The organism is Mycobacterium sp. 050272 (genome assembly GCF_039023525.1).
Classification (GTDB): domain Bacteria; phylum Actinomycetota; class Actinomycetes; order Mycobacteriales; family Mycobacteriaceae; genus Mycobacterium.
In genome coordinates, this window is the sequence record NZ_JBCHKV010000029.1 from 25,265 (window position 1) to 38,130 (window position 12,866).

At 63.6% G+C, this 12,866-nt stretch carries 11 protein-coding genes; 4 read left to right on the forward strand and 7 right to left on the reverse strand.

Features of this window, described 5'->3' with window-relative positions; translation table 11 throughout:
• Positions 1–5: 5 nt before the first annotated feature.
• The 3 genes from AAHS21_RS30205 to AAHS21_RS30215 form a co-directional block, all read right to left on the reverse strand.
• Entirely contained in the window at positions 6–2,159 is a 2,154-nt protein-coding gene (locus AAHS21_RS30205) for an EAL domain-containing protein (RefSeq protein WP_342931044.1), read from the reverse strand.
• 189 nt (positions 2,160–2,348) lie between these two features.
• Positions 2,349–4,622 carry an EAL domain-containing protein gene (locus tag AAHS21_RS30210; protein ID WP_342931045.1) on the reverse strand — a complete coding sequence of 758 codons (2,274 nt, stop codon included), beginning with the start codon at positions 4,620–4,622 and terminating at the stop codon, positions 2,349–2,351.
• 181 nt (positions 4,623–4,803) lie between these two features.
• A complete protein-coding gene (locus AAHS21_RS30215) occupies positions 4,804–5,124 on the reverse strand; it encodes a hypothetical protein (RefSeq protein ID WP_342931046.1) in 321 nt (106 codons plus the stop codon).
• A gap of 156 nt (positions 5,125–5,280) precedes the next feature.
• On the opposite strand from AAHS21_RS30215, the gene AAHS21_RS30220 reads away from it, so the two are divergent.
• Positions 5,281–6,105 carry an NlpC/P60 family protein gene (locus AAHS21_RS30220; RefSeq protein WP_342931047.1) on the forward strand — a complete coding sequence of 275 codons (825 nt, stop codon included), beginning with the start codon at positions 5,281–5,283 and terminating at the stop codon, positions 6,103–6,105.
• A 39-nt stretch (positions 6,106–6,144) separates the two neighbouring features.
• Here AAHS21_RS30220 and AAHS21_RS30225 read toward each other — a convergent pair whose 3' ends face one another.
• Entirely contained in the window at positions 6,145–6,462 is a 318-nt protein-coding gene (locus AAHS21_RS30225; RefSeq protein ID WP_342931048.1) for a DUF732 domain-containing protein, read from the reverse strand.
• Between the two features lie 228 nt (positions 6,463–6,690).
• Here AAHS21_RS30225 and AAHS21_RS30230 point away from each other — a divergent pair, with 228 nt between their 5' ends.
• Together AAHS21_RS30230 and AAHS21_RS30235 are read left to right on the forward strand one after the other, a co-directional pair.
• On the forward strand, positions 6,691–7,245 hold the full coding sequence (locus tag AAHS21_RS30230; protein WP_342931049.1) for an FKBP-type peptidyl-prolyl cis-trans isomerase: 555 nt from the start codon (positions 6,691–6,693) through the stop codon (positions 7,243–7,245).
• Between the two features lie 166 nt (positions 7,246–7,411).
• The gene (locus AAHS21_RS30235; protein WP_342931050.1) at positions 7,412–7,879 is read left to right on the forward strand and encodes a carboxymuconolactone decarboxylase family protein; all 468 of its coding nucleotides are present in this window, start codon (positions 7,412–7,414) and stop codon (positions 7,877–7,879) included.
• 127 nt (positions 7,880–8,006) lie between these two features.
• Here the strand turns inward: AAHS21_RS30235 and AAHS21_RS30240 are convergent, their stop codons facing one another.
• Entirely contained in the window at positions 8,007–8,450 is a 444-nt protein-coding gene (locus AAHS21_RS30240) for a limonene-1,2-epoxide hydrolase family protein (protein WP_342931051.1), read from the reverse strand.
• A 190-nt stretch (positions 8,451–8,640) separates the two neighbouring features.
• On the opposite strand from AAHS21_RS30240, the gene AAHS21_RS30245 reads away from it, so the two are divergent.
• A complete protein-coding gene (locus AAHS21_RS30245) occupies positions 8,641–10,275 on the forward strand; it encodes an L-lactate permease (RefSeq protein WP_342931052.1) in 1,635 nt (544 codons plus the stop codon).
• Positions 10,276–10,287: 12 nt separating this feature from the next.
• Here AAHS21_RS30245 and zwf read toward each other — a convergent pair whose 3' ends face one another.
• Together zwf and AAHS21_RS30255 are read right to left on the reverse strand one after the other, a co-directional pair.
• Positions 10,288–11,787, reverse strand: a complete 1,500-nt coding sequence (gene zwf, locus AAHS21_RS30250) for a glucose-6-phosphate dehydrogenase (protein WP_342931053.1) — start codon at positions 11,785–11,787, stop codon at positions 10,288–10,290.
• Positions 11,788–11,841: 54 nt separating this feature from the next.
• On the reverse strand, positions 11,842–12,654 hold the full coding sequence (locus AAHS21_RS30255; RefSeq protein ID WP_342931057.1) for an LLM class F420-dependent oxidoreductase: 813 nt from the start codon (positions 12,652–12,654) through the stop codon (positions 11,842–11,844).
• Positions 12,655–12,866: the final 212 nt, after the last annotated feature.

Sequence of the window (12,866 nt, forward strand, 5' to 3'; positions counted from 1 at the left end):
TTACCTCACGAAGAGCGCGGGGCACGCTGACCGCTTGAGAGGCGAAAGATGTTGGTTTGGCTGCGCCGCTTTTCATACATGGCCTGATCGGCGCGCTCGAGGACGGCGTCGATCGATCGGCCATCTCCCGGTCGGTGCGCTGCGGAGCCGATCGTTAAAACGATGGAGATCGCCGTGCCGTCGGCGAGCGTGATCGGCATCCGCTGCACCTGGCCGGTTATTCGCTTGGTGAGGAGCGTGAGTCCGCGATCGTCAACAGCGTTGGTGATAACCAGGAATTCGTCGCCACCCCAGCGCGCGACGAGATCATCATCTGCGATGGCCATCAGTAGGCGGTCAGCGACCTCGATCAGCAGTTCGTCGCCGGCTCGGTGGCCGTACCGGTCATTGATGAACTTGAATTGCTCGATGTCACAGAACAGGACGCCGTAGCCCTTGCCGGCCGCGTCGAGTTGCTCGAGCTGACTCCAAGCGGCGGAGCGGTTGGCAATCTTCGTGAGGGTGTCGGTGGTGGCTTGGCGGGCCAACTCGGCCTCTCGCATGCGATCCGCGGTGACGTCGAGGATTTGTGAGACGAAGCAGCGAGGCTGGTTTCGATGGCCTTGCACGAGCACGGCAGTGAGGTCGCACCACACGATGCGTCCGTCGGCGGCGACGTAGCGCTTGTTTATGCGGTAACTGCGGCGGCGGCCCGCGAGGCACTCAGCGAGCAGCGCCAGGTCGGCATCCAGGTCCTCGGGATGCGTGATCTCCTGGAAGGTCAGGCCGGCCAGAGCGTTTCGGCTGTAGCCGAGCATTGTTCGCAGCGCCCGGTTGGTGCGCTGGAACGAGCCGTCGAGGCCGACGATGGCCATGCCGATCGGTGAATGCGTCAGCGCCAGCTCGAACCGTCGTTCCCCGAGCAGGTCGAGAACAGCGAAGGACTGGTCGACCGGTTCGGCGACGGCACCGCAGGCCGCAAAACCGTGAGAGTGGGACTGGGGCCTGCTGAGGTGGTAGCCCTGCGCCCAAAGGATGCCGGCGGCACTGACGGCGTCCAGTTCGCCCTGGGTTTCCACCCCTTCGGCGATTACGGTCGCGCCGATCTGCGCCGCCAATTCCGCAATGGATTGAGCCAGCCGGCGCCGGGCGTCGTCGGCATCAATGTTGCGCGTGATGGACTGATCGATCTTGATGAATTCGGGTGCCAACTCCAATACGTGAGAAAACGAGGAGAACCCGGCGCCCACGTCATCGACCGCCACCCGCATACCGCGTGCCCGGCATTCTTCGAGTACGTCGTCGAGAGCGTCGTAATTCTCGACCGCATCATGCTCGGTGATCTCCAGGACCAGACGTGACGGGTCGACCTCGGCGAGCAGCTCAGGCCAGGGAGTCAGTAGCACCGCCGATGGAGAGATGTTCACCGCGACGAAAACGTCTTCCGGAAGCTGCGGCAGCAGCGACAAGATACGCGCGATGACCGCGGTCTCCAACTCGATGTCCATGCCCAACAGCGCTGCTTGGCCGAAGACGAGATCGGGGCGAAAGGGCTCGCACGGGAAGCGCGCGAGCGCTTCGACGCCGACCACTTCACCGGTCGACACATCGTGCACCGCTTGGAAGATGACCTCGAAGTCACGCTCGGCGACCACGCGGCGGACCCCTTCGCGCTGTTCGGCACGGACATTCGTCGTATCCGCCGGTAATTCCAGCAAGGCGCCGATCAGGTCGGCCATTTTGTTGACGACTTGTAGGTCTACGTGAGCCAGATGCGGTTTAGGGTGCTGGCTCACCGCACACACCATCCCGACGGTGGAGCCGCTCGGGCCGTGTAACGGGATGCCGACATACGCACCCAGGCCCATTTCGCGTGTTCTGGGCAGGACGGCCGCGGTTCTATCGGCCGACGTGTCCGGGATGACGGCGGGCAGCCGCCCATCGATAACCCGCACGCCATACGACCCAGACAACGACGATCGGTCTCCCGGCGTGAGACTCAAGCCTGGGGTGTCGCCGTCGACCACCTCGACTACTTGCATGCCCTGGTGGAAGGACGCTATCCACGCCGTTTCGAGACCCAGCCGACGCCGCAACAGGCCCAGCAGGGTTTGAACCAACGCCTCGGAATTTGCTGGTTCGACGCTGGTTGGGTGCGCACCCTGGCCGTTGGCGCCCATAGCCACATGGTAATCCGGCATACGGTGCAACCGGGTGGATTTCGCGCGCGTGATTGAGTTCTATTGGCGCAGAGCGATTAATCGGCGGCGGAGCTGAGAATGCCTCAGTAAGCTCCACTTAGCGTCAATTCTGCAGCCGCATCAGATTTGCCCAGACATTCGGCAGCTACTGTTGTGCAGCAACGGTATTCAGTGTCTCGTGGAAGATGTGGCGAGATCGGCTAGCCCGGATGCGGCTCCGAACAAATAGCCTTGTGCCAATCCGCATCCGGCCATGAATACCGTATCCGCCTGCTCGGGGGTTTCGATCCCTTCGGCTATTACCTTGAGCCCCAGCGCTTCGCACAGGCCGATGACCGACCGGTACAGCGTGAGGTTTCGTTCCGGGCCGACGCCCGCCGCGAGTCCACGGTCGAGCTTGACGATTTGCACGGGCAGTTCATGCAGATAGGTCAGCGAGTTGTAACCGGTGCCGAAATCGTCCAACGCGACGCCGATGCCCAGTGCGTTCAACCGTCTGATAGCGGCGGCTCCGGCGGCGAGATCAACGATGGGGACCGTCTCGGTGATCTCCAGGACGAGTCGATGCGGCGATAACCCGTGCCGCGCGAGAATGCGGCCGATGGCACGTTCGAAGTCAACACTGCCGAGCCGCGCGGCACCGATGTTGACGTGAAGGTCCAAATCGAGACCTGCGGCTTGAATCTGCGCGCAGGCCTGATCGAGCACCAGTGCATCAAGTTGTGCTCCCATGCCATTGGCTTCAGCCAGCGAGACGAAGGTCTGCGGAGGAATCTGTATTCCGCTCGGTGCCGTCCACCGAGCAAGTGCCTCCACCGCGACCGGCGTGCCGTCCGGGAGGGCCACCACGGGTTGATACTTGAGCTGAAAGCCTTGCGGGACAGCGCCATTCGCTTGTCGCAGCGCTGTCGCAAAGTCCTCTGAAACGGTGAACGCCGGGCGGTACACCACGGCCGTGTCTTTGCCGAGCCGCTTTCCGGTGTACATCGAGATGTCGGCTTGCCTGAGCAGATCGTCGGAGGTCGGCGCACCCTCGTCGTAACCGGGGCGGACCAGGCCCATGCTTGCTCGCACCCGCACCGAAGTCCCGTGCACTGAGAACGGACTTCGAAGAGCGACCCGGAGCTGGTCGGCGATCATCTCCGGTGTGTCGACAGCGCTGGCAGTGAGGATGGCGAACTCGTCTCCCCCGATGCGGGCCAGCGTGTCGGGAGGGCCGAGGCAACTCTGTAGGCGCGCGCTGATCGCGCACAGCAACTCGTCGCCGGCCGCGTGCCCGAAACGGTCATTGACTTCTTTGAAGTCATCGATGTCGACGAAGATCAAGACGAACGGGCCGTCGCGGATCGCCTCGTCCAGCCGCTCGGCCAACAGCAATCGATTGGGTAGCCCGGTCAGCGCGTCGTGGTGGGCCTGATAGGCCAGCCGGCGTTTGGCGTCGACAAGCTGTGCGGTGAGTATCCGCTGCACCTGCATCGCCACCACGTAGCGGGTCGCGACGAGCAGCGCCATCGCCAAATAGGTGCTGGCGAAAAGCGCGTCGATTCCCCGGCCGACCAGGACTTGAAAGGTGAGCAGCGCGGTACTGCCCATGAAGCCCACATAGGGCAGGGTGAGCCGCGCCCAGTTCGTGGCCTGTTCGTCGTCGTGCGGGCGTGGCCTCGGAGGCAGTACGAACAAGCTCCACACGATGAACAGCGGGGCCAGGACGAATCCGATGCCGACCCACAGATTCAGCGTGGTGACACCGACGCTTTGAAGGTAGGCAAGCAGCCTGTCCGAGGAGGCGAGGGTAATCACCGCGGCCGCAAGCAGCATGTAGTTCGCCCGGCCCGGCCGGTACGGCGGATACCACATCGCAAGGAGAACCGCGCCCACCACCGTGATCAGCTCGACACCGGCGATTCCCCAGACGACCTCGATGTTCGTTGACCGCGGCAGCGCAGCGCCGTCCATCGCGCCCAGCCGGGCGACGTACACCAGGTGGCAAAACGCCAGCGTGCTCACCAGTCCGTCGAGGATGGTCGTGATGACCGCCGGCCAGCCGCGCGCTGGGGTGGGGACGTCGCAACTGCGGCCAGCGCGCACGAGGAGCAGCATCGCCACGCAGAACAACAGGCCGGCCACAAAGTACCCGGCCACGGCAGGCGCCGGCGCGGCTCCGCCGGGGTGGGTGCCGCCGACCAGGTGTGCGAGGGACTCGGCAGCCAGAAAGGTGGCGATCGCTGACAGCAGCGAAACTCGCCACCATCGCGACAGGCCGGATGCCCGGGCCACAACGACGAGCCCGACGAACAACGCGACAGCACACAGCGCTGCTTCGAGGACAAACTGCACCCGTTGCGCCGTTGCCGATCCCCACAGGGCGAGCGCGTTGAACACCGCCGCAGCGACCACGACGGCAGATAGCCCCAACTGCAGGCGACGACCCTGAAACGACAACGCGCCCCCTCCGCCCCGCGGCGTTGAAGCTCAATATCCTCGCAGATTATTGCGACGGCTGGACCGTTATCGCCTGATCAGGTATTCCGGGGGTGTTCTCTTCGCAATTTGGCTATTCGGAATTAAATACTGCTGAGCTCGGCATTGCTTCCGTTGCATTAGTTGCCCCTTGCGGGCGGCATCAGCCTGGCGGCGCTACCACCGGCGGACGGCACACGTTGGCTCCCGGATCCCACCACCAGCCGTTGTCGCACGCCAGCGGTTGTGGGCCCACGCCGAGTGGCCGGCAGATATTGGCAGTCGGGTCCCACCACTGGCCCGCGTCACACGCCAATGGTTGCGGCCCGACACCGAGCGGCCGGCAGACCTTGCCCGTTGGGTCCCACCACTGCCCGTCAGCGCAGTCGGCCGAACTCACCGCCGGCGCCACGATCGTCGTGGTTGCGAATGTGGCCAACGTCAGCATGACGACGGCAGCTAGATGGCGAACGCACGTCCTCACTTCGGGTCTCCCCTCGTGGTGTATTCATCATCGAACCGCGCCCCGGCATACGAGGTCAACCCATTGTCGTGAGTCGATCAGAACCGGTACCTCATCCGCTGAGCACTCCTAATATTGCTTCGTCAGCGCCGACCATCCGACTGAGCAGGGAGTCCGTTGACCAATCGGATAAAGCTTCCTATGCCGATGCTGTTCGCCGTCTGGGCAGCCGCTTCGGTGCTAACCGGAGCCTCGGCCGGAATCTCGCGGGGCGACATCGGCGAGGCCTACCCTTTCTCGTGCACCCGAGACTCGTTGACGGCGGATTTCGCTAGCCGTGACGCGCTGCCGCAAAGCCCGGTTCCGACTTCGGACTGGTACCGCACGAGTGCCGAGGGCCACTACTTGAACCAGGGCTGGGGACCGGCAGCGAACGCGTTGCCGCCGCCGTCCATCCCGCCGGGCGCGGGTTGTGATGCCGGCACGTGGAAGCGGGAACGGATCCTGGCTACGGCAATGCGCTACATCTACGCCCCCGACAATGCGCTGGGGCTGCAATACCGCCACCATCACATTCCCGGCTGGGACCCGCCGGTCTCGACTCATGCCGGTGCTGCCGAGGAGAATCCGGACACCGACAGCCCGAATGAGCCGATTGCCTGGAGCGCCGGGCGAGGCTTGGACTGTTCCAATTTCACTGCGTGGGTCTACAACTACGGTTTGGGCATCAAGTTCAATGGCGATGTCCACCAGCAATACGACGGCAAGGCGGGCCCGATGGGCATTCGTATCCCCAAAGACGGGAGCTTTGCGCCGGGAGACCTAATTTATCTGCACCCCAATGGAACTGAGAGCCAAGCCTCGCATGTGGTCATCTACATCGATGACCAACACATCATCGACAGCCGCGAGAGTGCCCAGAACGTGATTGGAGTTCAGATTCGAAATCGGCAGGGCTGGTACCGGTCGGCTGTCCTCGGTGCATGGCGCCCGATCGTCTGAGCGATCCCGGGCGATTGTGGTCCCGTTCAGCTGGTCAGGTCAGGTGCAAAGTGACGGGGCGTCGCACACATTGCCGGGGCAGTACACCGAGTGTGCGGCGTTGACCATAGTTCCGACGTCCGGCAACGTCACGCTCCTCTTGTCCAAGTGGGCGTGTACTTCGTCGGCAATCTCCTGTGGCGTCCAACCCCAGGTGAGGTCGTAGCAGATGAGGTGTGCCTCCCCGATGAGTGCCTCTTCTGTCTGCGGCGGCCACGTCAGGCCCACGGCGCGCAACTGATTGAGGTACGCCTCGTCTTGGGGAGTAACGGCATTGGCCGTCGCCGCGCTCGTCACCATTGCAGCGCCAGCCATCATTGGGATCGCGAGTTTAACGAGCCAGCGAGGTGAGGGCATTTGCTTCCCTTCCGTTCTTTTCCCGTTAGCAAGGGCGCCAGTGCGTGCACAGCAGCGCAGATACGGAGAATAGCGAATTGCCCCGTCAAATGACGACCTCCCGAAGAATGGGGCGGCAATCGCGTCAGGCAAAGCGGCGCACCGCGGGTCGGCGATGTCGGTAAATCACGTAGCTGTAGCGTGACGCCGGTGAAGTCTCTCCGGGTGTACTCCTCGATCGTGTTCGCGGCCTGCGCGGCAATCGTTCCGGTGCTCGCTGGATCGGGCACGGCAATCGCGGCCGGCTCGTGCCCCACCGCGGCACCGCCGGCAGGTGGCACACCCGATTGGACGCTGTCAGGGACCACCGGCAGCATCGCCGTCATCGGACCCACGGATACGACCGCGCCCCGGGTGACCGTCACGGCGCCGTTCAGTGTGAACCAAACCCAGGTACACCCGCTGCATGTCGCAGACGGGCCCGTGGTCTCACCGACTGCCAAGGTTTCCGTCTGCTACATGGGCGTCAATGGGCGCGACGGGTCCGTGTTCGACAGCAGCTTCGACCGGGGTGCCCCGGTTGACTTCCCGCTTACCGGCGTCGTGCCCGGCTTTCAGAAGGCCATCGCCGGCCAGAAGGTCGGTTCCACGGTCGCCGTGGCGATGGTCCCCGCGGATGGATACCCGGAAGGTCAGCCCAGCGCGGGCATCCGGCCGGGCGATTCACTGATCTTCGCGATCAAAATCCTCACCGCCGCCGGCTGAGCCGCAGGCACTAGATGTGAACAGTGCTGCTGTCCAATAGCTTTAGGTTCCCTACGCGGTCCCGGCTTCGAGCAGATTCATCGACGCGATGCCAATGAGGCGTTATCACTAAGTGCTGCAACCTCTTTCGGTTGCAGTAGCGATGGCACGCGCGTAACGTGCCCCCATGACGAATACATTCAAAGCGTGCGCTGCTGTCTTGGTGGCCGCGCTGATCATCTGTGGGGGCCTGTTCGGCGCGGCGCGCAGTGGCGCCGATGGGTGCGGCGATGTCGGCCCGGGCCGCGTCCCACCGAGCGGCTGCGCCGACCCGGCTCCCCCTGCACCAGCGCCGTGGAACGATCCCCCGTGGCTTGCGGCGGTTCAACAGCGTGACCCCCAATTCGCGGGCTCGTATCAAGGGATGCGCGAGCGAGTCCTAAAGGACGGAGCCATTCCCGTCAAGTACAAGCTGCTGATGGGCATGATCACCGACGCGATCGCCGCGCATCCCGATGGCGTCAGGTCGCTCGCCGACAACGCGCGCGCCGCGGGCGCTTCGGAAGCCGAGATCACCGAGGCCGTCGAGGTCGGCTACCTCTACGGCGGTACGGCCGCGCTCGTAATGGGCGTCAACGCCTTCCCGGGCAATTGACGCGTCCCGCAATGGTTTCGAATGCCGTTCGCCCCGTGCCGTGCCACCACGACGGGGGTGGTTGGGACCCAGGGCTCACGGACCAGCGCATGTACGCCAACAAGCGCTCGCGGGATTTGCCCGCCGACTAAGCCAGGGCGTCGAACATGTGGGCCGCTTCGATGCCGATCTGCTTTGCGACGTGACTGGTGTCCCAGTACTCACGCCAGTGAGTGATCGCGCCGTCGCGGACTTCGAAGACCGCGACGACACAGAACGTGACCGGCTCGCCGCCGCCCAGTGAATTCACATCAATTCGCTCGACTACAACCGTGTCACCCGTCGACACGATCATGCGGATTTCACTGCCCTCGATCATCCCCGTCGAAAGGCTGTTGTGCTTCTCCAGCTCCGCGCGTGCCGCGTCGCGTCCGGCGATCACGGGCGAGAGCGGCACATGCAGTTGCCACCGGAAGTCCTCAGCCACCAGATCAATTGCCGCGTCGATGTCGATGGTCTGCCCATAGAAGGCGTGGATGAAGTCGAGCACCAGCTGCTCGGTGGCGTTCTTTGCGGCAACACCTTGCGACATGTCTTCTTCCTTTGCTGTTCGCCGGTCTCATCGGTTGCGGCCGGCGGGCTGCCGGCGTGGAAGCTGGTGCAGACTCTACGCCTAAATAAACTGATTGATTTAACCAACCTCTAAATCTTTTTCGGACATTAGTGGTTGTCAGCGCATTGATCCGCGGCAAAGCGTCGTCGGTGATTCATAAGGTGCCAATATGTATCGTCAGATCCTCGATCCTCTTGCTCACTCTCTGGGTTTGAGTTCACTCGTGGCGGCCTTGCCGCTGGGGATGCTCTTCGTGATGCTCGGCGTTTTGCGCCTGCGGGCGTGGATGGCTTCACTGATCTCGCTGGCCGTCGCGATAGCGATCGCAGTTGCCCTGTACCGCATGCCAATTGGCCAGGTGCTGCTCGCCAGCGGCGAGGGCGCCGTCTTCGGGTTCTTCCCGATCCTCTGGATCGTGATCAACGCGATCTGGGTGTATCAGATGACAGTGCAGACAGGCCATTTCGACGTGCTGCGGCGCAGCTTCGCCAGCATCAGCGACGACCATCGCATCCAGGCGATCATCATCGCGTTTTCATTCGGCGCGCTGCTCGAAGCCCTGGCTGGATTCGGCGCGCCCGTGGCGGTCACCTCGGTGATGCTGCTGGCGCTGGGCTTCAAACCGCTCAAGGCTGCGGTGCTGGCGCTGGTCGCCAACACCGCACCGGTCGCCTACGGGGCGATGGCCACACCCATCATCGTTCTCGGCAAGGTCTCCGGGTTGTCGAGTGACACGCTGGGCGCCATGGTCGGGCGTCAGACGCCCATACTTGCCGTCTTCGTCCCGCTGGCTCTGGTCGCAATTGTCGACGGCCGGCGCGGAATTCGCGACACCTGGCCCGTGGCGCTGACCGCGGGCGTCGTTTTCGGCGTCGGCCAATTCGCCACCTCGAACTACGTGTCGGTGCCGCTGGCCGACGTGGTGGCCTCGCTGCTGTCCGCCGGTGCCGTGGTGCTACTGCTGCGGGTCCGGCGTGTGCAAACGGCACCGCGAACCGCGGTGGTGGTGGGGGGTGGCGCGGAATCGATGAGCTCGGAGTTCGCCGAGAGCCTCGGGCGACCCGAGTCGCGCGCCGAGGTGGTTCGCGCCTACGCGCCGTACGCGATCATCATTGCCATCTTCGTGCTCTGCCAGATCCCAATCGTGAAGCAGTATCTCGACTACGCGACCTACACCGTGCATTGGCCGGGACTGCACGTGCTCACCGCCAAGGGCAGCCCATCGACGCTTCCGAACTTCACCTTCAACCTGCTGACCACGCCCGGCACTCAGATGCTCGTCGCGGGCATCGTCGCGATGTCGGTGCTGCGTCTGTCGGCCGCCGGCGCGATCAAGGCTTACGGGGCGACGCTGTATCAGCTTCGCTGGGCGATCCTGACCGTAATGGCTGTGTTGGCACTGGCTTTCGTGATGAACGCCTCCGGACAGACCATTACTTTGGGAACATGGATGGCCGGGGCCGGTGGCGCTTTCGCACTGCTCTCCCCCATTCTGGGCTGGCTCGGCGTGGCGGTCACCGGGTCGGATACCTCGTCGAACTCTCTGTTCGGTGCCCTCCAGGTGACGGCGGCGGCCAAAGCGGGGCTCTCGCCGTTGCTGATGGCCGCGGGCAACAGCTCGGGCGGGGTGCTGGGCAAGATGATCTCGCCGCAGAACCTCGCCATTGCCGCCGCTGCGGTGGAAATGCATGGAAAAGAAGGCGATATCTTCCGCCGCGTGATCCTGTGGAGCGCGGTGTTCCTGATTTTCATCTGCGTGCTGTCAGGACTGCAAACCTCGGTCCTGTCGTGGATGGTGCTCTGACGTGCAACCCCGCTAGGTCCTGGCTTCGCGCCAGCCACGCTCGAACGGCAACCGCCACGCATTAGGGGCGATCAACTGGTGAATCGCGTTGGGACCCCAGGTCCCGGGCGGATACACCTTGGCCGGCGGCGGGTCGGTGAGCAGTTCTTTCGAACGCTCCCATAGTGATTCGATACCCTCGGCGGTGGTGAACAGTGTGTGGTCACCGCGCATCGCGTCGAGAATGAGCCTCTCGTAGGCCTCCAGTGTCTGGTCGGCCGTGTCGATCTCCTTCGAGGAGAACTGCATCGACAACTTGTCCAACTTCATCCCGGGACCGGGCCGCTTGCCGTAGAAGGACAGCGAAACCTTGGAGTTGTCAGCCAGATCGAACGTGAGGTGATCGGGACCCTGGGTCCCCACTCCCGATCCCGGCGGGAACATGCTGCGCGGGGCCTCTTTGAATGCGATCGAGATGATCCGGATGCCTTCGGCCATCTTCTTGCCGGTGCGTAGGTAGATCGGCACGCCGGCCCAGCGCCAATTGTCGATGCCGACCTTGAGCGCGATGAACGTCTCGGTGTCGGAATCGTTTGCCACCGCGGGCTCCTCGCGGTACCCGTTGTATTGGCCGCGCACCACGTCGGAGGTCTTTACCGGCAGCATCGAGCGGAAAACCTTGTTCTTCTCTTCGCTGATGGCATACGGCTCAAGGGCGGTCGGCGGCTCCATCACCACGAATGCCATCACCTGGAACAAATGCGTGACGACCATGTCTTTGTAGGCGCCGGTGCTTTCGTAGAAATTCGCTCGTTGATCAAGACCCAGGGTTTCGGGAATGTCGATCTGGATGTGGTCGATGAAGTTGCGGTTCCAGATCGGCTCGAACAGCCCGTTGGCGAAGCGGAAAGCGAGGATGTTTTGCGCCGCCTCTTTGCCCAGGAAGTGGTCGATGCGGAAGATCTGTGATTCATCGAATGTGTCGTGCAGGAAGTCGTTGAGGGCCACCGCGCTTTCCAGGTTGGTGCCGAACGGCTTTTCCATCACCACCCGGGAGCGCTCGACGAGATTCGCGTCGCGCAGCATGATGATCACGTCGCGTGCCGCTTTCGGCGGGACGGACAGGTAATGCAGTCGCCGTACCTTCGGGCCCAGGTTTGCCTCAGCCTCGGCGACCGCGGCGGCCAGTGCCTCGGGTCCGGCGCCCTGCGGGACGTAGCGCACAATCTTCGAGAAGTCGGCCCACTGCTCGGGTGTGAGCTTGTGGGTCCCGTAGGAGTCGATTGCGTTCTTGGCGAGATCCCGAAACTCGTCGTCCGACATCTCTTCGAGCGACGTCGCGACGATCTGGATATCGGGTGCCAGCTCGGACTGGTCCAGGTAGGCCAGGCCCGAGATCAGCTTGCGCTTGGCCAGGTCCCCCGTCGCGCCGAACAGCACGATGACGTGGGGGTCCAGCGGGTCGTAGTCGTGGCGGCGCGGACGCGATTCCGGCGCCGGGTAAGAGATCGTTTGCGGTTTCTTATCGGCCACGCCCGTGATACTTCCACTGATGCGCCCGGTCCGCAGCCCTCGGGCCGCCGTCGATTATCGATCGCGCCAGGTGAGCATCGTCTCCAGCTCCGAGAAGTCGTACCCGTTGTCGTCGGGATGGATTTCGGTCGTGAACAGCGTGACGCCCTCGTCGAGGAAGGCGTCGGCGGTCTTGGCATCGGTCCACGCCATCGCACGTTCGATGCCGGCTTCGTCGCGGCCGGCCTGGGTGGCGAGCCGCTTGAGGAGATCGTTCTTGCGGCGGAATTCCTCAATGGGCTCGAAGCTGTGCCAGATGTGGGCGTGCCGCGCGGCGGCGGGAATGGTGCGCCGCTCACCGCCTCCGCCGATCAGGATCGGGATCTGGCGCAACGGGCTGGGAGTCAAATGGTTGAGCCGATATTCGATGCGCTGCAAGCCTTCGTCGAACTGATCCATCCTCGATCGCACCGTGCCGTACTCGTACCCGTAGGCGATGAAATCCTGCGGATACCAGCCCGCCCCGAGCCCCAGGATCAAGCGCCCCCCGCTGATGTGATCGACAGTGCGTGCCATATCCGCAACCAGGTCGGGGTTGCGATACGGCATCCCGCTGACCAGCAGGCCGATTTCGGCGCGGCTGGTGATCTCGCCCCACGACGCCAGGGCCGTCCACGCTTCGAAATTGTTGACCTCGGGCTGCTCGTCCTGCAGCTGCGGAGTGCCGTCGACGACGTCGACAAATGGCTTATGAAAGTGGTCGTAGCCGAAGATGGCGTCGGCGCCGAGCTCCTCGGCGTGCAGCACCGCCTGTCGCCACGTCCGGTAGTCGGGCGTTCCACCAGCCCACAGCTGAACACCTATCCGCACCGGATGTTTGGCGGACATTGTGCCTTTCTTGGCTCCGCTCGTCGGGTCGGTCACGCTTCCTAGCCTTTCGACACCCAGGATGGATCGTTACGGCGTCGCGGGGTTACCTACGCTCAAACTGCGCGCACATGCGGTTTGAAACGCCCTGGTTCTGCCGGAGGCTCGGGCTATTGGATTTCGACCAGGGGTTGGTCGGTCCGTTGTGCATCGTAGAACGCTGCTTCGAACTC

Excerpts from the sequence above, each read along its gene's own strand:
- AAHS21_RS30205 (WP_342931044.1), bottom strand. The coding sequence starts at position 2,159 with ATGGGCGCCAACGGCCAGGGTGCGCACCCAACCAGCGTCGAACCAGCA.
- AAHS21_RS30225 (WP_342931048.1), bottom strand. The coding sequence starts at position 6,462 with ATGATGGCTGGCGCTGCAATGGTGACGAGCGCGGCGACGGCCAATGCC.
- AAHS21_RS30235 (WP_342931050.1), top strand. The coding sequence starts at position 7,412 with ATGACGAATACATTCAAAGCGTGCGCTGCTGTCTTGGTGGCCGCGCTG.
- AAHS21_RS30240 (WP_342931051.1), bottom strand. The coding sequence starts at position 8,450 with ATGTCGCAAGGTGTTGCCGCAAAGAACGCCACCGAGCAGCTGGTGCTC.
- AAHS21_RS30245 (WP_342931052.1), top strand. The coding sequence starts at position 8,641 with ATGTATCGTCAGATCCTCGATCCTCTTGCTCACTCTCTGGGTTTGAGT.
- AAHS21_RS30255 (WP_342931057.1), bottom strand. The coding sequence starts at position 12,654 with ATGTCCGCCAAACATCCGGTGCGGATAGGTGTTCAGCTGTGGGCTGGT.